The sequence below is a fragment of the Rubrivirga sp. SAORIC476 genome (assembly GCF_002283555.1).
Classification (GTDB): Bacteria; Bacteroidota; Rhodothermia; order Rhodothermales; family Rubricoccaceae; genus Rubrivirga.
Genome location: NZ_MVOI01000003.1, coordinates 1,367,112 through 1,389,215, shown reverse-complemented (window position 1 = coordinate 1,389,215; position 22,104 = coordinate 1,367,112). Strand labels below are relative to the sequence as shown.

General features: G+C 69.5%; 19 protein-coding genes. 11 read left to right on the top strand and 8 right to left on the bottom strand.

The window, feature by feature from the left end; translation table 11 throughout:
- The first annotated feature begins 2 nt into the window (after positions 1-2).
- The 11 genes from B1759_RS07625 to B1759_RS07575 all read left to right on the top strand — a co-directional run bounded on the left by B1759_RS07625 (position 3) and on the right by B1759_RS07575 (position 10,636).
- Positions 3-689: a DUF3341 domain-containing protein gene (locus B1759_RS07625; RefSeq protein ID WP_095514416.1), complete on the top strand. Its 687-nt coding sequence runs from the start codon at positions 3-5 to the stop codon at positions 687-689.
- A 78-nt stretch (positions 690-767) separates the two neighbouring features.
- Entirely contained in the window at positions 768-1,418 is a 651-nt protein-coding gene (locus B1759_RS07620) for a cytochrome c (protein WP_095514415.1), read from the top strand.
- Positions 1,419-1,504: 86 nt separating this feature from the next.
- Entirely contained in the window at positions 1,505-2,869 is a 1,365-nt protein-coding gene (locus tag B1759_RS07615) for a hypothetical protein (protein ID WP_095514414.1), read from the top strand.
- Positions 2,870-2,976: 107 nt separating this feature from the next.
- Positions 2,977-3,672, top strand: coding sequence for a hypothetical protein (locus tag B1759_RS07610; protein WP_095514413.1), 696 nt, complete (start codon positions 2,977-2,979; stop codon positions 3,670-3,672).
- The gene (locus B1759_RS07605) at positions 3,673-4,563 is read left to right on the top strand and encodes an SCO family protein (RefSeq protein ID WP_095514412.1); all 891 of its coding nucleotides are present in this window, start codon (positions 3,673-3,675) and stop codon (positions 4,561-4,563) included.
- A gap of 39 nt (positions 4,564-4,602) precedes the next feature.
- The gene (coxB, locus tag B1759_RS07600; RefSeq protein ID WP_158225168.1) at positions 4,603-5,667 is read left to right on the top strand and encodes a cytochrome c oxidase subunit II; all 1,065 of its coding nucleotides are present in this window, start codon (positions 4,603-4,605) and stop codon (positions 5,665-5,667) included.
- 47 nt (positions 5,668-5,714) lie between these two features.
- Positions 5,715-7,541, top strand: a complete 1,827-nt coding sequence (ctaD, locus tag B1759_RS07595; protein WP_095514410.1) for a cytochrome c oxidase subunit I — start codon at positions 5,715-5,717, stop codon at positions 7,539-7,541.
- A gap of 69 nt (positions 7,542-7,610) precedes the next feature.
- Entirely contained in the window at positions 7,611-8,672 is a 1,062-nt protein-coding gene (locus tag B1759_RS19965; protein ID WP_198948784.1) for a cytochrome c oxidase subunit 3, read from the top strand.
- 41 nt (positions 8,673-8,713) lie between these two features.
- Positions 8,714-9,271, top strand: a complete 558-nt coding sequence (locus tag B1759_RS07585) for a cytochrome C oxidase subunit IV family protein (RefSeq protein WP_095514409.1) — start codon at positions 8,714-8,716, stop codon at positions 9,269-9,271.
- A 4-nt stretch (positions 9,272-9,275) separates the two neighbouring features.
- Entirely contained in the window at positions 9,276-9,590 is a 315-nt protein-coding gene (locus B1759_RS07580; RefSeq protein WP_095514408.1) for a hypothetical protein, read from the top strand.
- Between the two features lie 86 nt (positions 9,591-9,676).
- On the top strand, positions 9,677-10,636 hold the full coding sequence (locus B1759_RS07575) for a methylenetetrahydrofolate reductase (RefSeq protein ID WP_095514407.1): 960 nt from the start codon (positions 9,677-9,679) through the stop codon (positions 10,634-10,636).
- A gap of 27 nt (positions 10,637-10,663) precedes the next feature.
- On the opposite strand, the gene B1759_RS07570 is transcribed toward B1759_RS07575, so the two are convergent.
- From B1759_RS07570 to B1759_RS07535, 8 genes are all read right to left on the bottom strand, one after another.
- Positions 10,664-11,941: a hypothetical protein gene (locus B1759_RS07570; protein ID WP_095514406.1), complete on the bottom strand. Its 1,278-nt coding sequence runs from the start codon at positions 11,939-11,941 to the stop codon at positions 10,664-10,666.
- Positions 11,941-12,255 (bottom strand): hypothetical protein, encoded by a 315-nt coding sequence (locus B1759_RS07565; RefSeq protein ID WP_095514405.1) that lies wholly within the window; start codon positions 12,253-12,255, stop codon positions 11,941-11,943. The genes B1759_RS07570 and B1759_RS07565 overlap by 1 nt, the downstream gene beginning before the upstream one ends.
- 100 nt (positions 12,256-12,355) lie before the next feature.
- The gene (gene ybeY, locus B1759_RS07560) at positions 12,356-12,820 is read right to left on the bottom strand and encodes an rRNA maturation RNase YbeY (RefSeq protein WP_095514404.1); all 465 of its coding nucleotides are present in this window, start codon (positions 12,818-12,820) and stop codon (positions 12,356-12,358) included.
- The gene (locus tag B1759_RS07555) at positions 12,817-13,260 is read right to left on the bottom strand and encodes a hypothetical protein (RefSeq protein WP_095514403.1); all 444 of its coding nucleotides are present in this window, start codon (positions 13,258-13,260) and stop codon (positions 12,817-12,819) included. The genes ybeY and B1759_RS07555 overlap by 4 nt, the downstream gene beginning before the upstream one ends.
- Before the next feature lie 176 nt (positions 13,261-13,436).
- A complete protein-coding gene (locus B1759_RS07550; RefSeq protein ID WP_095514402.1) occupies positions 13,437-14,555 on the bottom strand; it encodes an MlaD family protein in 1,119 nt (372 codons plus the stop codon).
- Positions 14,556-14,690: 135 nt separating this feature from the next.
- A complete protein-coding gene (locus B1759_RS07545) occupies positions 14,691-15,638 on the bottom strand; it encodes an ABC transporter ATP-binding protein (RefSeq protein WP_198948783.1) in 948 nt (315 codons plus the stop codon).
- A 64-nt stretch (positions 15,639-15,702) separates the two neighbouring features.
- Positions 15,703-16,614, bottom strand: coding sequence for an ABC transporter permease (locus tag B1759_RS07540; RefSeq protein ID WP_095514401.1), 912 nt, complete (start codon positions 16,612-16,614; stop codon positions 15,703-15,705).
- Between the two features lie 116 nt (positions 16,615-16,730).
- Positions 16,731-22,058, bottom strand: a complete 5,328-nt coding sequence (locus tag B1759_RS07535) for a translocation/assembly module TamB domain-containing protein (protein WP_095514400.1) — start codon at positions 22,056-22,058, stop codon at positions 16,731-16,733.
- Positions 22,059-22,104: the final 46 nt, after the last annotated feature.

Genomic DNA, 22,104 nt, shown 5'->3' with positions numbered 1-22,104 from the left:
CGATGCTGAGCAAAATCCGCCAGTCGCTCGACGATCGGGCCAACCAGCACGTCGGTCTCCTGGCCGAGTTCTCCGACCCGGGTGCCCTCGTCCACGCCGTCGAGGGGCTCCGCGAGAAGGGCTACTCCGAGCTGGACACGTTCACGCCGTTCCCGATCCACGGGATGGACCGAGCCATGGGGCTCGGCGTCTCAAAGCTCGGCTTCATGGTGTTCGGCGGCGCCATCCTCGGCGGCCTGCTGGGCGCCTTCCTGCAGTGGTACACGAGCGCAAGTCCTCGGCTGGGCTTTCTGTGGACGGAACTGCAGTCCTACGCGATCAACATCTCGAACAAGCCGCTGTTCGCCTGGGAGAGCTCGGTGCCGGTCATCTTCGAGCTCACGATCCTGTTCTCGGCGCTGACGGCCGTCGGCGGGATGCTGGCGCTGAACGGGCTGCCGAAGCCCTACAACCCGCTCTTCAACTCGGAGCGTTTCGGCCGGGCTACCGACGACGCGTTCTTCGTCCACGTCTCGGGCCGCGACGGCACGTTCTCGCGCGAGACGACGGCGAGCGACCTCTTCGACCTCGGCGCGATGGCGGTCGAGTTCGTCGACCACGAGGGCGTCACTCAGGTGACCGGGCCCGAGGCCGCTCCGGCGGCGCTTCCGGCGCCCGCCGTCCCCCAGCACACCACCGGCGACATCTAGAGGTGTTGCGTGTTGCGTGTCCGAGGACGCCAACACAGAACACGCACCGCGCAGCGACGGCGCAGCCAACACAGCCCAATGACTCACCGCCTCTCCCTCCTCGCCCTCACCCTCGCGGTCGCCCTCGGCGGCTGCCGAGGCATGAAGAGCGAAAAGCCGCCGATCCACCCGAACCTCAACATGGACTACGTCCAGCGGTTCGAGGCGCAGGAGGCCAACCCGCTCTTCGAGGACGGCGCCGCCATGCGGACGCCCGTCGCGGGCACCGTCGCGCGCGGCCAGCTCAAGACGACCGACAACGCGCCCTTCGAGTACGGCCGCACCGCCGACGGTGCCTACGTGGCGGACATCCCCGTCCCGGTCACGGCCGACCTGCTGGAGCGCGGGCAGGAGCGCTACAACATCTACTGCACCGTGTGCCACGGCTACGCGGGAGACGGCCGCGGCATCGTCGCTGTCGGCAACGGCGGCCAGGGCTACGGCTTCGCCGTGCCGAGCTACCACACCGACGCCCTCCGCGCCCGCCCGGACGGCTACATCTACGACGTGATCCAGAACGGCGTCAACACGATGCCGAGCTACGGACACGAGATCGCGCCGGACGACCGCTGGGCGGTCGTGGCGTACATCCGCGCCCTCCAGCGCTCTCAGAACGCATCCTCGGCGGACGTGCCCCAGGCGGAGCGCGACCGGCTCCGGAACGCGAACGACAACGTCCGGCAGAACTGACCCTGTTCCGTATTGCGTATCTGACGACTCCAATACGCAACACGTAATACGCACCGCGGCAGCGACGGCGCAGCCAACACGAACCCATGGCGAACCCTCTTTCCTTCCTTCTCGACCCCGTCGACGCCGAGGGCGACCGCGTCCCGGCGCGCTACCGGTTCACTGGCGGCCAGCGCTGGTGGACGGTGCCGGTGGGCGTCGGCCTGTTCCTGCTGGCGGCGAGCGTCGTCGTCGGGCTGGCGGGCGGCGGTGCGCAGCGCGTGCTGTTCTCCTACCTCATCGCCTGGGTGTTCTGCCTGTCGGTGAGCATCGGCGCGCTGTTCTTCGTGATGATCCAGCACATCACGCGGGCGCGCTGGAGCACCACCATCCGCCGGATCGCGGAGGTCCTCGCGGCCTCGTTCCCGCTGCTGGCGCTGGCAGGCATCCCGGTCCTGTTGGGCATGCACGACCTGTTCCACTGGACGCACGCCGAGCTGTTCGACCCGGCCTCGCCCGAGTACGACGCCATCATCGCGGGCAAGCAGGCGTACCTGAACACGCCGTTCTTCATCATCCGGTACGTCCTCTACTTCGGCATCTTCTCGCTGCTCGGCACGAAGATGTTCTCGCTGTCGGTCCGCAACGACCGGACGCCGTCGATCGAGAACACCGACAAGCTGCGTTGGTGGAGCGCGCTCGGCATCCCGCTCGCAGCCGTCGCGACGGCCTTCGCCGGCTACGACTTCCTGATGTCGACCGACCCCCACTGGTTCTCGACCATGTTCGGGATCTACTTCTTCGCGGGCGGCTGGCTCGGCGCGCTCTGCCTGATCACGTTCATCGCGTTGCTGCTCAAGAAGGCGGGCATGGCGGACGAGATCACGGTCGAGCACACGCAGGACATGGGCAAGTTCATGTTCGCCTTTGTCGTGTTCTGGACGTACATCGCTTTCAGTCAGTACATGCTGTACTGGTACGCGAACCTGCCTGAGGAGATCGTCTGGTTCCACAAGCGCTTCGAGGGCGGCTGGGAGACGGTGGCGTGGTCGCTGCTGCTGTTCCACTTCGTCCTCCCGTTCCTGATTCTGCTGCCGCGCGCCACCAAGCGGATCGCGCCCGCGCTCGCGACGATGGCCGTCTGGCTGCTCGTGATGCACTGGGTGGACCTCTGGTGGATCGCGATGCCGTCGATGCACGCCACCGGCGAGGCGGCGCACGCAGCCCTCGCGACCGGCGGCGGGGACCTGCTGGCCAGCCTCCAGGCGATGCCCGCCGAGGCCGCCCACGAGGCGACCTCCGGCATGGCGCTGCACGTCGTCGAGCCCCACCTGCCGTTCGTCGAGATGGGCATCTGGCTCGGTCTCTTCGGCTTGTACATCGGGGTGGCCTTCGTCCGCCTCGGGCGCCACGCGATCACCCCGTACAGCGACCCGACCTTCCGGGACTCGCTGCGCTTCGAGAACGTCTGATCCCGTCGGACGACGGATCAGGGGAGGCCCGGCGCGCACGCCGCGGCCTCCACGTAGCTTTCAATCAGAACTGAAAACAAGCGGGCTGCGGGCTCGTTCTTCTCGCCATGGCAGACCAGGCTCCCAAGACTCCAGCTTCCGACGAGCACCCCGGGCAGACCGTCGACGAGACGGCGCGCCCGGCTGAGACCGAGCCCAACGGCCCGCTCGCGGGTCTCATGGCGGCCGGCGCCGAGGACGTCAAGGCCGAGGCTTCCGATGTCACCGGCGACTCCGACGCCGAGGCGGAAGCGCTCCTCGCCCAGATGGGCGTCGAGGACGAGGGCATCGCCTCGGGCCAGCTGCTCGGGCTCGTGGCCGCGGTCCTGGTGGGCGTCGCCGCGCTGGCTGTGGTTCTGATCTTTCTCTTCTACATCCCCTACCGCACCCAGGTGGGTGACCGCGAGGCGGGCGAGGCGCGGGCCACGGACCAGGAGATCCTGCGCACCGAGGCGGTCGCCAAGATCGGCAACTACTCCCGCACCGACTCCACGTACGGCCTCCCGATCTCCCGTGCCATGGGCCTCGTCGCGGCTCGCTACGGTGCCGCCGACTCCGTCGGTCAGTCGACGTCGCGCGCGGAGTGGAACGAACGCGGCGTCACGCGCGGCATGGGCTCGGCCGTCCAGGACACGCCCCAGCAGGGCGAGATCGCCCGGCGTGTTCTCCCCGCCGGTGACGGCGACGAGGAGGTGGGTGTGGACGAGAACGTCGACACCATCGAGGCCATCGCTCCTGACGCTGCCTCCGACACCATCGAGTAAATGATCACCCGTGCCCTTCTGACCCTTCTGTTCGGGGCCGCGCTCGCGGTCGGGGCACAGGCACAGGTCACGCTCCCGGGCGATTTCCAGCCGCTCGACGGCCAGGACGGTCAGGGCGCGCTGCCGAACCGCCTCACGGGCGCCGTCGGCATCACGGAGTTCCTCGGCGATCAGGTGCCCACCGACCTGACGTTCCTCGACGAGGAGGGGCAGGAGGTGTCGCTGGCGACGCTCCTCGACGGCGAGCGCCCACTGATGGTGGCGTTCGTCTACCACAACTGCCCGATGCTGTGCAGCCTCGTGCTCGATGCCACGGCCAACGCGGTCGCCGAGACCGACCTGACGCTCGGGGAGGACTACGAGGTGCTGGCCGTCTCCATCGATCCGCGCGACACGCCCGCCCGCGCCGACAGCGCCAAGGCCCGCTTCGTCAACCTCGCGGCCTTCGGTGACCTGGATGCATTCCACTTCTGGACCGTCGGCGAGGAGCACGAGGCGAGCGTCCAGGCCCTCGCCGACGCCGTCGGCTTCCGCTACGCCTGGGACGCTCGAACGGGCGAGTACGCCCACAACGCGGCCAACGTGCTCCTCAGCCCGACCGGCACGGTGACGCGCTACCTCTACGGCATCGACTTCGACCCGAAGACGGTCAAGCTCGGTCTCCTGGAGGCCAGCGAGGGCACCGTCGGCAACGCGCTCGACCGCTTCCTCATCACGTGTTACGAGTACGACGAGGATGCCCAATCGTACTCTCTGGCTGTTCTCACGGTGACCAAGATCGGCGGCGGGTTGCTGCTGCTCGTGTTCGGCGGCCTGCTCGTGTACTTCTGGCGCCGCGAGGCCAAGAGCCCGGATGCCTGGGCCGACGCCCGCCCCGCGCCCACCCCCTGACCCACCGTTGTCGCTTCGTGCGACGACCTTTCCGAGATGATGCAGACTGCTGCCGACTCCGCCGCCTCGCCGCTGACCCGCCAGTCCTTCTGGACGGAGGGCGGCTCGCTCTGGCTGCCCCCCCAGGAGTCCACAACGGCCCACGAGATCGACGCGATCTTTTACTTCATCCTGTACGCCAGCATCATCCTGACGCTGCTGGTGACGGCGGCGATGGTGTACTTCGTCTGGAAGTACCGCCGTAAGAGCCACGCCGACCGCCCCGTGGACGTCCACGAGAGCAAGTGGCTGGAGCTGAGCTGGATCGTGGTCCCGACGCTCCTGGTGCTCGTGGTCTTCTTCTGGGGCTTCCGCGCCTACGTCAGCACGTCGATCCCGCCGACCGACGCCATCACGATCAACGTGAAGGCGCAGAAATGGGCGTGGTCGTTCGCGTATCAGAACGGCGCCGCGCCGATCCCGAATGAGATCTGGGTCCCCGTCGGCACGCCGGTCCGCCTGGAGATGACGAGCCAGGACGTGCTGCACAGCTTCTTCGTGCCCGAGTTCCGGATCAAGCACGACGTGATCCCCAACCGCTACTCCTACGTTTGGTTCGAGGCGCCTCGCGAGGGCACGTATCAGGTCCTGTGTACCGAGTACTGCGGCACGGCGCACTCCGCCATGGGCGCCCGCATCCATGTGGTCTCGCGTGGCGCGTACTACGACATCCTCCGCACCGGCCCGCCCGGTGCAGGACCGATGGCGCCCGTCGACCTCGGTGAGAAGGTCTACACCCAGTACAACTGCCAGACGTGTCACTCCATCGACGGCTCGGCGGGTGTCGGTCCGTCGTGGCAGGGCATCTGGGGCCAGCCGCGCCCCGGCAGTGAACAGGGGGTCGTGGACGACGCCTACATCACGCAGGCCATCTATGCCCCTCAGGCCTACATCGTGCCCGGCTACGAGAACGGCAACATGCCGGCCTACGACGGCCAGCTCGACGAGACGCAGGTCGCGGGCGTGGCCGCCTACATCCGTGAGTTGAGCGGGGCCGCCACCGAGGCGGACACGACGGTGCCGTCCGGTGACGGCGCGGCCTCCGACTCGACCGCCACCCAGTAATCCGCGAAGCCCCTGAGGCCCCGCCTCTCTTTCAGCACGCTCCCCCCATGGCGACGCTCTCTCCTCCCTCTCCGACGACGACGGCCCTCCCGACGGAGGCGCGGTCGTACCCGGTCGGTCACGAACCCGTCCACAACTACCTCCGCGAGCCGCGCCCGGCCGACGACGTCCGCGGCCTGGCCCGCGCCTGGGCCTGGATCAAGTCCTGGGCGCTGTCCGTGGACCACAAGCGGATCGGGATCATGTATCTCGTGGCCGTCTCGGTCTTCTTCAGCATCGCGGGCATCCTCGCGCTGCTGATCCGGACGGAGCTGTTCACGGTCGGCGAGACCATCATGGGGCAGGACACCTACAACCGGGTGTTCACCATGCACGGCCTCATCATGGTGTTCCTGTTCATCATCCCGTCGATCCCGGCGACGATGGGCAACTTCCTGCTGCCCATCATGGTCGGCGCGAAGGACGTGGCGTTCCCGAGGCTGAACCTGCTGAGCCTCTACGTCTACGCGGCGGGCGCTCTGATCGCGCTCTACTCCATTACGACGGGCGGCGTGGACACAGGCTGGACGTTCTACACGCCCTACTCCAAGGACACCGGGACGGCGGTCATCGCAATGGCGCTGGGGGCGTTCGTGATGGGCTTCTCGTCGATCCTGACGGGTCTCAACTTCATTGTCACAATCCACAAGATGCGGGCGCCGGGCATGACCTGGAACCGGATGCCGCTCTTCCTGTGGTCCATCTACGCGACCTCCATCGTGCAGGTGCTCGCCACGCCGGTGATCGGCATCACGATGGTGCTGCTGGTGATGGAGCGTTTGCTCGGCGTCGGCATCTTCGACCCGGCTCTCGGCGGTGACCCGGTGCTGTTCCAGCACTTCTTCTGGTTCTACAGCCACCCGGCGGTCTACATCATGATCCTGCCGGCCTTCGGCGTGATCTCGGAGCTGATGGGCACCTTCAGCCGCCAGCGGGTCTACGGCTACCGCGCCGTCGCGCTGTCCTCGGTCGCGATCGCGCTGCTCGGCTTCCTCGTCTGGGGCCACCACATGTTCACCTCGGGCCAGAGCCCGGTGAGCTCGGTCGTGTTCTCGCTGATCACGTTCCTGATCGGCATCCCGTCCGGCATCAAGATCTTCAACTGGGTCTGGACGATGTACAAGGGCTCGGTCTGGCTCAAGACGCCGATGCTCTATGCGCTGAGCTTCCTGTTCCTGTTCACCATCGGCGGCGTGACGGGCATCATGGTGGGCGCGCTCGCGGTCGACATCCACCTGCACGACACGTACTTCGTCGTCGCCCACTTCCACTACGTGATGATGGGCGGCACCGTGATCGCGTTCCTCGGCGGCATCCACTACTGGTGGCCGAAGATGACGGGCAAGCTCTACAACGAGACGCTCGGGAAGGTCTCGGCGCTGCTGGTGTTCGTCGGCTTCAACCTGACGTTCTTCATCCAGTTCGTCATGGGTAGCCAGGGGATGCCGCGCCGCTACCACGACTACCCGGACATGCCGTGGCTGGAGCCGCTGCACCAGGTGTCGACGATCGGCAGCTACGTGCTCGGCCTCGGGCTGCTGGTGGTGCTCGTCAACGGGCTGCTGTCGCTGCGCAAGAAGACGCCCAAGGCGCCCGGCAACCCGTGGGGCGGCGCCACGCTGGAGTGGACCCACACCACCAGCCCGCCGGACCACCACAACTTCCACCACACGCCGCTCGTGACCCACGGGCCGTACGACTACGAGGTCCTCTTCAAGACCTCCGGCGACAGCCAGCGCGGTGCGCCGGTCCCGGTCGTCGAGGTCGGTGGACCCCAGGAGACCACGTCCGTCGACGACGGCACCTCGCAGCCCGATTCCGCGACCGACATGTAGGTCGGTCCGTGTTGCGTGGTGCGTGCTCAGAGCGCATCCACGCGACACGCAACACGCAACACTGCACTCATGGCGACACCCACCCCCACCACGCTGACGGTCGACGACCCGCACGCCGGGCACGACCACGGCGGCGACGGCCACGCGCACGAGGCGCCGATGCTGGTCGGCCACGATGGCCAGCTGCACCCGTCGAACCTCCAGCACTTCTTCGTCTCCTCGGAGCAGCAGTTCGAGGCCTCGAAGCTCGGGATGTGGCTGTTCCTGGCGACCGAGATCCTGCTCTTCGGCGGGATGTTCGTGGCGTACGGCATCTTCCGCGTCCTCTACCCCGAGGTCTACGAGGCGGCGAGCCTCCAGCTGGACACGGTGCTCGGTGCGACCAACACGCTGGTGCTCCTGCTGTCCTCGCTGACGATGGCATGGGCGATCCGCGGGGCGCAGATGGACAACCGCAAGGTGCTGGTCAACAACCTGATCGCGACCATGGTGCTGGCCTCGGCCTTCCTCGTGGTCAAGTACTTCGAGTACAGCCACAAATTCCACGAGGGCATCTACCCGGGTCAGGGCTTCGTCCTGCACGAGGGCACCGCGTCGGTCTCGGACCTCAACGGCGCGACCCCGCTGACGCCCATCTACAGCCCGCCTGCGCCGCATCACGAAGGCGAGGAGGGAGCAGCGGCGCACGAGGAGGTGTCGGGAGCAGAGGTGGAGGCCGCCGAGGCGGCGGGCGCGGTCGTGAACGCGACCCCTGCTGAACTGGAGGCCGCGCGCGACGCCGCGCCGGGTCTGGCGGGGAGCACCGGTGAATCGGTGGCCGCAGCGACGGCCAGCGTGGCCGCGCGTGCCGGAGCCTCCACCGAGGCGGAGCCGCTGAGCCGCGCCGAGGCCAAAGAGGAGATCTTCTTCCAACGCCGCGCGGGCATCTTCTTCTCGATCTACTACGTGATGACGGGCATCCACGCCATCCACATCCTGATCGGGATCATCGCGATCGGCTTCCTGACGGTCTTCTCGATGAAGGGACGCTACTCGTCGGTGTGGTACACACCGGTCGAGAACGTGGGCCTGTACTGGCACATCGTGGACATCATCTGGATTTTTGTCTTCCCCCTCATGTACCTCATCTAGTGCGGCGGGCGTGACTCGGTCACGCGCTGCGACTACCGACTATGGCAGACCACACACATTCTGAGGGACATGGCGGCCACGGCGATCACCACCACCATGTGTTCGACGCCGGGACACTCAAGAAGACGTTCGGCGTCCTCGTCGGGCTGACCATCCTGACGGTCGTGCTCGCGCTCTGGGAGCGCGGCTACGCCAACGTCTTCGGGCTGGAGTTCGAGTACCCGGCGCTGCCCGTCGGCTGGCTGAGCGTGCCGCTGGCGCTCGCCATCGCGGGTACGAAAGTCTACTGGGTCGCCTCCCGATTCATGGGCCTGAAGGACGAGAAGACGGGTACCAACACGCTGGTCTTCCTCGGCAGCACGTCCTTCCTGATCGTCTTCTTCGCGTTCACGGTGCTCGACTTCGCCTTCCGCGACACGTTCGAGGAGCTCTCGGCGGTCCCGGTGGACATCCTCGAAGCCGAGGCGCTGGAGGCGCAGACGACCGCCGAGGAGATCGCGGACGAGTTCGACGCGGAGCCGCTGGTGCTCCCCGCCGACCCCGACCTGTTCGGCACGCCCGCCGAAGCGACGCCTGCACCCGCCCCGACCGAGCCGTAGCCCGATGCCGATCGAAGTCGCCTTCTTCGCGGTCACGATCCCGACGATCCTTCTCCTCGCCGTCTGGGCAGGGGTGACGGCGTTCCGGATCCTGTTCCCGGACGAGGCGCTCCCGATGGACGCCGTCTCGCGTCGTCGTCGTCTGGCTGCCCGCGGCGAGTCCGTGCCGGTCCGCCTCCGGGACATCATGGACGACCAGCGGGCCCGGCAGGCCGTCGGCTCGTTCCCGGTCCTGCCGGGCGACGCTTCGGAGCCGAGGCCCGTGGACCGACCGGAGACGAACCCGCTCTTTGCGGACCTGTGGCTGCGGCGCAACTAGGCAGACGCCATTCGAGGGCCAGCTTGTCCAGGCAAGAGTGGGGCCGCCGCGTCGATTCCTGATTTCTGACTCCTGACTCCCCTTCGATGCGCGTCACCGACCACTACGCCGCTGCCGACGAGCCGCTGTTCTCGTACGAGATCATCCCTCCGAAGCGAGGCAGCTCCGTCGCCGACGTGCTCGGGGTCGTCGAGGCGCTCGCGCCCTACGATCCGCCGTTCATCGACGTCACGAGCCACTCGGCGGAAGCGATCTACGACGAGCAGCCGGACGGGACGCTCCGCAAGCGGGTCAAACGAAAGCGACCCGGCACGTTGGGGCTCTGCGCGGCGATCCAGTACCGGTTCGGCATCGACGCCGTCCCGCACATCCTCTGCCGCGGGTTCACGCAGGAGGAGACCGAGGACGCGCTCATCGAGCTCAACTACCTCGGCATCCACAACCTGCTCGCCGTCCGCGGCGACGACACGGGGGTGGCCAAGCTGGAGCGGCCGGACCGCACGCGCAACGAGTACGCCTGCGACCTCGTCGGCCAGATCCAGGCGATGAACGACGGCCGCTACCTCGCCGACCTGCTGGACGCGGCGCCCACCGACTTCTGCGTCGGTGTGGGGGGCTACCCGGAGAAGCACGTCGACGCGCCCAACCTGACGTGGGACGTCCTCAACCTGAAGCGCAAGGTGGACGCCGGGGCCGACTACGTGGTCTCGCAGATGTTCTTCGACAACCGGCACTACCTCGACTGGGCGGCGCGCTGCCGCGAGGTCGGCATCGACGTGCCAATTGTGCCGGGCCTCAAGATCCTGACCTCGAAGCGCCAACTGCAGTCGCTCCCGCGGGCCTTTTACACGGAGATCCCCGAGGCGCTGGCCGCCGAGGTGGAGGAGGCCAAGGACGAGCACGTGCCCGAGATCGGCATCGAGTGGACGCGCAAGCAGGCCGAGGGACTCCTGGAAGCGGGCGTGCCCGGCATCCACTTCTACATCATGTCGACAGCGAAGCACGTCGTCCGCGTCGCCGAGCCGCTCCGCAAGCTGGTCGGATAGCCGACCTCGGCACCGAGGCGGACGGGGTCAGATCCCTGGTCGGCCGGGAAGCGGGAGGTGCCAGTTGCCGCCGATGCTGAGCAGGGGCACGGCCCCACCGCCGACCAGCGGCAGCGCCAGACGCACCGATGCGGACTGGGTCCCTGTGATCGGCACGTTCACCGAACTGCTCAGGAGCAACCGGTCGCGGTCGGTATCGAGACCGGTATCGGGACCGCTGACGCCGACCTGCCCCTGCAGCCCCACCTGCACGTCGATGCGCTGCAGGGCATACACGCGGGAGAAGGCGAGGCCCAGGGCCGCGTCCATGGCGAGGCGCGGGGTGTCCATCGTGTCCCGGGCGGTATAGATCGCGCCGACGTGCCCGCGAAGCGAGGGCGCGAACCCGCCCTCGCCGAACGACTGGCCCCCGGCGAGGAGGGCGCCGAGCACGAACCCGTCGGCTCCAGGTGTGGTGCCGAGGGTGGGGTCGCCGTAGTCCATCCGAAGATCGAGGCCGAGGTACTGACGGTCGACCTCCTCGCGCACGTCTGCGGCGGCGGCGTCGAGACGCTCGTACAGGTAGGCCGGGGTTCGAGTGAACTCGGCCGAGCACCCCTGGCCGTCTGCCGCCAGGAGGTGCTCGGCGCACGCGGTGGGATCGTCGGAGGCCAAAAGCGCGCGGGTGATGCGCGCAGCGAGGCTGTCGGTGGAGACGGCGAGCCCGTCGAGGGCGCCGCGGTACGCCTCCCGCAACTCGTCCAGAACGACCTTCGCGCCCGCGGCGCCGATCACGTTGTACCGCCCGCGCAGCCCGATGTAGTCCACCCGCCCGTCGTCGTTACGATCCGCGTCGTCGACGGGGATCACGAGGCTCAGGTCGAACTGGCGCGTTTGCGCTGCGAGGCGGTCCACGTTGTCGAGCGGACCGGTGAGGACCAGCGGGTTGATCGTGAGCGTGGCCAGCGCCCCGGCGCCGTCCTCCGTGCCGACCGCGGAGAGGCTGCCGCCGACGAGCGGCTCGATGCCCAGGCCCGCCAGCGCGTCCGTCTGGCCGATCGAGCCGCTGCCGCCACCGGACGCCCCCCGGGCGGGCTGGACATCCCGAGGCTGGATCGCCCGCGCCATCATCAGGCCGACGTTGTCGAGGGAGTCGGCGACGACGTAGGCCAGCGCCACGCAGGACGTGATGGTGGGCGGCGTTCCAGGCAGCGCACCGGCCTCGACGAATCCGGCGTAGGTAGCGGCGCAGTCCGCGTCAGTCGACTGTGCCTGGACCAGCGGGGCGGTCGAGGCGAGGGCCGCGAGGACGACGGCACGGATCATCACTGGACGATGTAGGTCCAGAACCCGTCCGTGCCCGTCGCCCCAGAGTCGATCCGGGCCCCGTTCGCGGTCACCTCGACTTCGATGATGCCGCCCTCAGACGGAACGTCGAGGTGCAGTCGCAGCGCATTCGCCCCCGGCTCGGTGTGGCGGTGGGTCTCGTGGCCGCCCGGAATCAGGAACGAGTCCTGGGTCTGGCGGTCGCCGGAGCCCAACCAGACGGACCCCGCGACAGCAGTGCCCTTGTTGCCCGCGGGCGCGCGAAACTGGACGGTGACGGTGGACCCTTTCGGGATGGAGCCTCGAACGGACATGGCAGCGGGGAGAGAACACGACCATGGTACAGTGGAGCCCACGAACGGCCATACCGCCGACGCAGGATTCCGCCGGATACGTCGGGCCGAGGTGTACCGCTTACACGCCCGCCTCGGCGAGGTAGCGGTCCTCCAGCGCCCGCATGGCGGCCCGCTGACCGTCGGTCGCGTCGTCGTGGCCGCAGAGGTGGAGCACGCCGTGTGCGACGTACCGAAGCGCCTCGTGCTCCGGCGTCACGCCGAACTCGGGGGCCCGCTCGGCGGCCGTGTCGAGGTCGACGTAGACCTCGCCGTCCAGCACACCGCGCGCCTGGGCATCCTCATCGAGCGTGAACGACACGACGTCCGTCTCGTAGTCGTGACCGAGCCACTCGCGGTTGAGTTCGTGGACCAGCGCGTGGTCGCCCAGGATGATGCCCACCGACTCCGCCTCGGCGCCCTCCCCGGCACACACCGCCGCCACGACGGCGCGGACCGCGTCCTCGTCCAGTCGGCGCGTGTCGTGGGCCTGGTGGACCTCGACGGTGTCCTCGTCGGGACCGAGGTCCGCCGACTCGGGCGTCACGCCTCGTTCTCCGGCGACCAGTCGCCCTCGAAGAGCGGCTCGCTGAGCGACAGCACCACAGCCGCCTGCGCCACCTCGGGCGCGACCGTCAGGAAGTCGGCCGAGAGCAGCCGCTCGGCGACGTTGGCGTAGAGCGAGCACGCCGCCTCGCGCTCGATCACCAGCCCGGCCACGCGTCCGCCCCCACGTGCGAAGAAGATGACCTCGCCCAGCTCGTCGGACGTCACCAGGCCGGCGCAGTCGTGCAGCTCCAGGTGCGCCTCGGTACCGTAGACCTTGACGATGGCGCCGGTGTCCGTCCGTGTCACCTCGACGGCGAGACGGCGCCCGCTGGCGGGGTCGGAGAGGGCGAGGCGGGTCAGCGCGCCGTCGCGCTCGGGCGCGACGCCCAGCACGGCAGCCGCGCGGTCGAGGTCGGCGTCGGGGAGGAGCTGCGGCATCGGTCGGGAAGGCGGGGGCTGGAAACTACGCCCACCCGGATCGGGGCGGGGCTCGCAGCGGGCGCTCGAAATGACGGAACCCACGCTCTCCCCGGGCGCCGAGGTGGGCCGGCCCTGCGGTTACGGGCCGACACGATTCATCGTGTCGCTACGGGGCGGTCGACGGGCCTCCGTCGCTACTGTCCGCCGCCTGGGGTGGTCCCGGCAGGGATCTGGCCGCGGAGCCGCTCGATCTCAGCCAGCGCCTCCTGGATCTGACGCTCCTGCTCGGCGAGGCGCCGCTCACGCGCCTGGAGGTCCTCGAGGATCTCCGCGATGGCCGCCTCCCGGACTTCGAACGGCGCCATCTCGTAGTAGCCGCGGTCCTCGAAGTAGCCCCGGAAGAGGAAGTTGTGCTTCAGCGCCTCCATGTTTTCCGAGAACCGGAACGCGCCCACGGCGCCCCACCCGGCAGCCTGGTTGAGGCGGTCCGTGATGGCCCGGATGTCGGTCGAGACGGTCTGGAGCTGCGCCGCGCCCTCCTGGAGCTGGGCCGCCGTCGAGAGGAACGTGGTGTAGATCTCGTCCTCGTTGAGGAAGCGCGCCACGGTGCCGTTGCCCGTGTAAACGCGCGTCAGGATCTCGTCGACGCCGCGAGACGCGTTCTCGGCCACCGACACCAGCTCGTCGGCGCGGGCGGTGAGGCTGCGGAGCGTGTTCTGCGACTCGGCGACCGTCGCCTGGAAGGTGTTGGCCGTGGCGACGGTGGACTCGTAGAGGCGGTCGTCGTAGAGGAACTGGCCGAGCGTGCCCTCGCCGGTCCGCACGTCGCCCATGATGCCCGCAAGCTGGACCGTCACCGAGTCGAAGCGCGAGATGGACGTGAACAGGCGGTCCGAGACCTCACTCAGCGCAAACGGGTCGACACCCGTGATCTGGCCGTTGTCGGCCACTTCGGGTCGCCCTGGCGAGCCGTCGGTGAGCGACACGATCACGTTGCCCACCAGCCCGTCGGTCTGGATCAGCGCGCGGCTGTCCTCGCGGATGAGCGGCCGGGCGTCCTCGTTGATCGCCATCGTGACGGTGATCGGCTCGCCGGGCGCGCTCGGCAGGCGGACCGACTCCACGCGGCCCACCGAGATGCCGTTGTAGAAGACGCTGGCCCCGTTCTGGAGCCCGGCGACCTGGTTGAAGGTCGCCCGGACCGAGAAGGTGTCGGCGAAGAGGCTGTTCTGGCTGCCGATCACGAACATGATCCCGACGGCCGAGAGCAGGCCGATCAGGACGACGAGGCCGAGGCGGGCTTGACGGGTCATGTGCGAAAGCTAAGGAACGAGGGTACGCCGGGTCGGCGGCCCCGGTGCCCGAGCGAGAATGGGAAGCGAAAGAGGACGTGTGCGCTGTGAGCCGGGGAGGAAGGGACCGGGCTGGGTCTCCATCCGCAAGCCCGGCTAGGCGTGCCCGTAGGCGTCGGTGCCCTGGAAGAACTCCTTGAGCGCGGGAATGTCGGAGTGGCGGACCTCGTCGAGGGTGCCAGACGCCGCGATCTGCCCGTCCAGCAGGAAGAAGGCCTTGTCGGTGATGATCTCGGCCGCCAGCAGGTCGTGCGTGATGGCGATCGAGGAGATGCCGCGCGTGTCGCGCAGCTTCACGATCAGCTCGGAGACCACGCGGACGGAGACGGGGTCGAGGCCCGTCGTGGGTTCGTCGTAGAGGATGATGTCCGGCCGGAGGATGAGCGTCCGTGCGAGTCCGATGCGCTTCTTCTGGCCGCCCGACAGCTCGGCCGGGTACTGCTTCGACGTCTGCGGCAGGTTGACGTCCTCCAGGCTCTCCTGGATCAGGTCGTCCTTCTCGTCCCTCGTGAGCGTCGTGAGGCGGTCGAGGAAGAAGCGCATGTTCTCGTAGACCGTCATCGAGTCGAACAGCGCGCCACCCTGGAAGAGGTAGCCGAGGCGGGTCCGCTTGCGGTCGAGTTGCTCGGGCGTCATCAGGTCGAGGCGCTCGCCGAGCACCCAGACCTCGCCCTTGTCCGGCTGGAGCAGCCCCACGACGTGCTTCGTGAGCACGCTCTTGCCGGTGCCCGAGCCGCCCAGCACGACGCCGCTCGTGCCGCGCTCAATGGCCAGGTTGACGCCCTTCAGGATTTTCTTCGGCCCGAAGCCTTTGTACAGGTCGCGTAGCTCCACGACCACGTTGTCGGGCGGCGGCGGCGACGTGCCCGTGACGGGGCCCGCCTCGGGGTCGACGAGGTGCGGCTCGGCGTCGCCCGGAACGCCGGACATCGGGGCTCCCGTCGGCGCGTCTGCCGGGCCGGGCAGGCCCTCGTCGGCGAGTGGGCGCGGCCCGGAGGTCGCGTCGCCTCGGCGGCGGTCGGCACGGTCGGAGATGCGGGACATGAGTGAGGAGGTGCGAGATGCAGGATACCGGGAGGGCGGATCTCGTCCCCGGTGCCTCGTGCCGCTAGGCGGAGCCGGAGATGTCGCCGAAGATCATGATCGAGAGCCGAACCACGACCACGTCGGCGAGGAGGATGAGGAGGCTGGAGATGACGACCGCCTGCATGGCTGCCCGGCCGACCTCGCGCGTCCCGCCGCGGACGTTGTAGCCCAGGTAGCAACTCACAATGCCAACGATGAACCCGAACACGGACGTCTTCATCGTGTCCACGCCCACGTCCACGAAGCGGAGCGTGTCGAAGGCGGTCGCGATGAACACGCGGATGTCCATGCCGTCGGAGAGCCAAGCCTCCAGGTAGCCGCCCGTGAGCGCGAGGATGTCCGAGATCATCGTCATGATGGGAAACATGATCACGCAGGCGAGGACGCGCGTGATGACGAGGTAGTGGAACGGCTTCAGCGCGGCCACCTCCAGCGCGTCGATCTGCTCGGTCACCTTCATCGACCCGAGTTCGGCGCCCATGCCCGCGCCGAGCCGGCCGGCCAGCACGAGGCTCGTCAGCACCGGCCCGATCTCCTTGATCACGCTCAGCGCCAGCATCGACGGCAGGAAGCTCTCCGCGCCGAAGCGCGCCAGCGTCCCGCGGCTCTGCATCGCCAGCACGATCCCAATCGAGAAGCCGACGACGCCGGTCAGAGTGAGGCTCTTGACCCCCACCTCGTCCATCTGGTTGATCAGCTCCTTGACCTCGAACGGCCGCCGCCAGACCCGTGAGAGGAACCGACCGATGAAGCCGAACAGCCCGCCCACCTCGGCGAAGAAGGCCTCGCCCGGAACCGACTGGGTGCGCGCGGCCTCTTGCCGCTCCTCGGTCTTGCGCTCGATGTCCTTCTCCTGAAGGATCTTCTCGTTCTGGCGCGCGCGGCGCCCCGCCCGGAGGCGTTGCGTCAGCGAGTCGGTGGGGAGAGGCTCCATGCGTCGAAGCTAGTGTCCAAGTGTAGGGGTGGGCGAGGGAGCGACATCCCGCGGGCGCGTCGGCGCGGGAGCGCGTCCGAGCCCTCGGTCGCCGCTGCGCGCGGGCATCCGCTCGCTCACCATGCCACCTCGTAGTTGAGCCCGGCGCCGACGCCGCGCTGGCCGCTGTATTCGGTCTGGGCCGAGAGCCACTTGAGCAGCTCGTAGTCGAGCGACACCAGGATGGGCAGCCGGTCCTCGCCCTGCGAGTTCTGACCGAGCGGGACGATGGCGCCGAGCGTCCAGAATAGCTTGCTGGAGAGGTAGTCGCCGAACTTGATGACGAGGTCGCCGCCCTCGTAGTCGATCTGGGCCAGTTCCAGACCGAGCGTCTCGCTGGCGAGGCCCTCGGCGAAGCCGGAGACGGTGCCGAGGGCGAGGTTGGTGCCCGCGCCCGCGAGCGCGCCGGTGCCCACGAACTCGTCGGCGAGGCGGCCCGTGGCGATCAGCGACACGATGTCGGCCGCCTCCATGGTCGGGTTCGAGCTGAGCCGGATGGCGGGGTTGTCGTCCAACTGCCCGTTCGCCGAGAGCGTGATCGTGACCGAGGACTGGCCCGCGATGGAGCCCGGCAATCGGATGTCGAGGTTGGCCGAGAGGTCGACCCGGGCCGCGAGCGGATCGCCGTTGAACTGGATCGACCCGCGCTGCAGCTCGAACTGCCGGTTGAGCGTCTCGACGCTGCCGCGGACGAGGTCGATGGTGCCGAACAGGCGGCTGGACTCTGCGAACGACGGCTTGCGCGCGTCGACCTGCCCGCGGAACTCGATGTCGAACGGGAGCCCGGCCTTCGACCGGAGCCACACGTTCTGCTGGATGTCCACGGAGAGGGCGTAGTCGAGGGCGTCCACGAAGCGGCTCGTGGCGGTGTCGCGGGCCGTCACGACGCGCCCAAAGCGGGACTCGACCTCGCGGATCTGCGCGGGCGTCAGCTCGACGGTCGCCAGCTCTGGGGGCACCAACTCGTCGGTGAGGTAGATGTCGCCCTGGGCGAGGACCACCGAGCCGCGCAGCACGGGGCGGTCGAGCGTGCCGGTCAGCCGCATCGGCGTCGTGCCCCGGTCGAGCACGAGCGCGTCGTACGTCCGCGTGTCCATCGCCAGGAAGTCGCGCGGCGTGATGGTGAGGTCGAGCTCGCCCACCGACAGCTCGCGCAGGCGGATGGTGCCGGTCACGTCGAGCGCGGTCTCGCCCTCCTCGTTGAGAATGCGGACGCTCTCCAGCTCGATCTGGTCGTTGCTGAACGTCACGTCGGCCTGCACGGGCTCGTAGGTGACGCCGGTCGCGACGACGCCGAGGCGGCCATCTTGCAGCTCTGCACTGCCCGCGAGTTCAGGCGCGGCCTGGGTGCCTGAGATCGTCAGGTCGAGGCGGAGCGTGCCGCCGAGGGCGTTGTAGGCGCGGTCGTCGAGGAACGGGCGGGCCCAGTCGATGGGGAAGGCCTGCGCGCGGGCGCGGAGCGCCACCTGCTCGTCGCCGGCGACGCCCTCGTCCGTCGGCCCGTCGACCAGCGAGAACTGGAGCGGGATGGTGCCGTCGACCGTGAGTGTCTCGCCCTCAATGTGGGTGAGGACGGCGTTCAGCCCGAGGCGGCCGTCGGCGTAGTTCACGGTGGCCTGGAGGGCCCCCACCGGCTCGCCGCGCGAGGTCAGGTCCGCCAGCCCGATCCGGCCGTCGATACGGGGCGCGTTGGCGGGACCGGTCAGGTCGAGCGTGGCCGAGAGGTCGCCGCCGAGCGCGTCGAGGTTGACGAAGTCGGTGAGCCCGTCGATGGGCACGCCCTCGGCCGTGATGACGAAGTTCTGCTCGCCCTGGAGGTCCACCTGGCCGTCGGCGGCGATCTGGCCGAGGCCGTTGTCGGACGCCAGCAGCAACCCGCGCACGTCGTAGAGGCCGTCCTCGATGGCGATCTCGCTCGGCTGGAGAAGGCGCCACGTCTGGTCGTCGATCTGGAAGCGGCCGGTCTCCAGCACCACGCCGCGCGTGGTGGGGTCGATGCGTGCATACACGTCGAGGTCGCGGCGGTCGTCCACGCGCACGGAGGCGTCGATCACGAAGTCGCCCGCGTCGGCGCTGAGAATCGCCGTCCCCTGCTCGACGCGGTAGGTCGGTCCGGAGAGCACGTCGAAGGACGCGCGAACGCCGCCGCTGAGCGCGCCCAGGCCGAGCGAGTCGGCCAGGGTGCGGTCCCAGGAGGCGTCGATGAGGGCATTGAGGCCGGTCACGGCGATCTCGCCCTTCGCAGGCTCATCCGGATCCTCGACCGGTCCCACGACCAACTGCCGGGCCTCGGCCGAGCCCGTCAGGCGGAGCGGGCCGCCGGCCTCAGCCGTCGCGTGGAGCGTCAGCGTGCCGCGCTCCAGGCCCAGCACGCGGTTGGTCGAGGCGGCCAGCGGCGCGAGGCTGCGGACGCTGGCGTCGAGGCGGAAGTCGGACGCGGCGTCGGGCGCGAACAGGGCGAGCGTGCCGCCGCCGGACGCGTCGGCGAGGTCGCTCGCCAGCCGCAGCGTGTCCACGCGGACGATGCCGTCGGCGAGGGCGAACCGGGTGGCGAGCGTGTCCACGGTGACGGGCCCGAGGGTGGAGGAGGCCCCACGGATCGCGCCCGAGAGCGTCATCGTCTCCGGGGCCGTGCCCCGCCCGGCCACGTCGAAATCGAGCGAGAGACGGATCTGCTGATCGGGCGGCAGGTCGAGGAGCGCGACCACGTCGAGCGCCTCGGTACGGCCGCGGACCGAGTAGGTCGGCAGGTCGGTGAAGAGCTGCGCCGTCACGTCGGCCACGACCCGGCCGCCGGTGCCCGCCTCGGTCGGCGGGAAGGCGAGATCGAGGGCGCCGTCGAGCGAGCCGTCCGTGAGCGTGAACCGCAGCGTGCCGTCGTCGATCTCGGCGTCGTTGATGCGTGACGGGCGGAGCGTGATCACCCCGTCGGCGTCGGCCGTGGGCAGGTCGGCGAGGCCCGCGAGGCGGCCGGAGAAGCAGCCGTTGAGGTCGGTGCGGGGCGCCGTCTCCGAGAAGTCCGACACGTCGAGGTCCGAGAAGCAGGTGCCGTCGAAGGCGAAGCTCTGAGTCTCGTCGAAGGGGCGGCCCGTGAGGGCGAGCGTGAAGGCTCCCTCCGGCGTCCGCAGCGGCCCGTTGACGGTCAGGAAGCCGTTGTCGAGGGTGACGGCGAGGTCGGCGCTGTCGATCAGCCGCTCGCCGTAGGACGACGGTTCGGTGATGGCGACCTGGGCGTCGAGCGTGAGCGTGGCCGGGTCGAGGCCCGCGCCGCGGGCGACGTAGGTACCCGTGAGGTCGCTGTAGCGCTCCGGGATGCCCTGCACCTCGGCGAGGTCGAGGCGGGTCATGGTGCCGCGAAGGTCGTAGCTCAGCGGCTGCGCGAACGGCCGGGCGGTGCCGACGGCGGTGGCCTGCCCGCCGGGCCCGAAGTCGAGCGCGGCCTCCAGCGTGGCGACGCCCTGGCGAAGCTCCACGTCGAGGTCGGCCGCGGCGAGGTCGAACTCGCCGTAGCGCGAGCCCCGGAGCTGGGCTGTCAGGTCGATGGGCGCCTGCGTCAGGTCGATGCCCGAGCCATCGAGCGTGAACGAGCCGGTGAGGTCGCTGTTTTGGCTCGGGTTGCCCGTCAGGGCCTCCAGGTTGAGGCCGTACGCCTCACCATCGGTGATGGCGTAGTTGAGCGGGTCGCCCAGCTCCAGCGCGCCGAGGGCGACGATCCGGCCCTGGTCGCCTGCCAGTGCCACGTCGGCGTCGAACTCGATCAGGCCGCGGTCCACGTCCGCATCGACGCGGGCGTCGGAGAACCGCAGGCGCCGGTCGGGCAGGCCGATGTCGGCGCGGGTGAGGTCCAGCGCAACCGTCCCGCTGAAGGTGTCCACCGAGTTGCCGCGGCCGACGACGGCGAACTCGCCTGCGAAGGCGTCGGTCCGGCCGGAGCCGGGCAGGAGGACGCCGAGGTCGACGTCCTGGGCCGTGCCGGCGACCTGGACCGTCGGGAGGTCGTCGAAGGGGCGGGCGCGGCCCTCGGCGGTGAGCGTCGCGCCGGGCAGCGAGCCGTCGAGCGTGAACGTGACGCGCCCGGCCGCGAACGACCCGTCGAGCGCCAACCGGTCGATCTGCCGTTGGCCGACGCGCGTCTCGCGCAGCGCCACGTTGAACGGGCCGCTGAGGGTTTCGAGCGTCGTGCCCTGGAGGTTGACCTGCACGTCGCCCGTGACCTCGGCCGCGAGCGCCGGGTTGCCCGTCAGCACGGACGGGTCGAAGCGCTGGAGCGTGCCCTCGGCGCGGTAGCGGACCGGCCCGTCGGTTTCGCGCGACACCTCGCCGTTGAGCGCGATCGTGGCGTCGTCGAGAGCGCCCGAGAGGGTGGCCGTGAGCAGGCCGCCGTCCGAGTCGGCGCGGAGGCGGAGGCGGGGGTCGCCGTAGAGCTGGACACCCGCGAACGCTCGCGCGTCCTCCAGCGCCAGCGGCGTCGCCTCGACGTTGGCGTCGAACACGGGTAGCGCGCCGTCGCCGGTGAACTGGAGCCGCGCGCGGCCCCGGAGATCGGTCCCGGCGGTGCTGCGGACCGCGAGCGAGGTCAGCGAGAGGTCGCGCTTCGAGAAGTCGCCTGCGGCGGTCAACACGGCCTCGCCCCGGTCGAGGGGCGCCAGCGCCCGCAGGGAGAGCGCCTCGATGGAGCCGGAGAGGCTGTCGCCCCGCTGCCGGAAGCCCGTCACGATGGCGTTCAGGTCGCGGACCGAGTGGACCGAGTCCTCGATGCCTTCGGCGCGGTACCAGATCACGTCGGCCTGGCTGCGGCGCACGATGACGCGGTCGAGGCGGACGCCGAAGTCGCTCGGGCCCTTGTCCGGGTCGGCGGGCTTGAGCAGACCGGCCATGTTGAACGTGCTGTCGGCACGCTGCCGGGCCACCACGCGGGCGCCGCTCACCATGAGGTCGCTCGCCGAGAACGTCCGCCGGAGGAGCGTGGTCAGGTTGTAGTCCACGAGCACCGTGTCGACGGCCACCACCACCTCGCCATCGCGGCGGACCTCCAGGCCCGTCAGCCGGGCGCCGCTCAGAAATGAGCCCGCGAGGGTCTCCGCGGAGACCTCGACATCGTCAGCGAACACATTCGCGATCTGCTGCACGACCAGCCCCCGGGCCAGCGACCGCCCGGCACCCGTCTGCAGGAAGATCAGCGCGCCCGCGACGACGAGGACCAGCCCCAGGCCCACGAACCCGAGCACCCGCCCGGCCCGGCGGACCGGCCCGCGCCGCCTCGGTGCCGCGCCGGGCGTCTCTGCGGGGCCGCCGTCACCGGAGAGGGGCGCGTCCGGACCGTCCACACCGTGAGGGACGCTCGCCTGGGGGGCGGCGCCGTCGCCCGAGGAGGCGGCGTCGGTGCGGGTGGGATCGGTAGGCACGGAGGCGTGAACGCCGGAGCGAGGCGGAAGGTCTGAGGCGGACAGA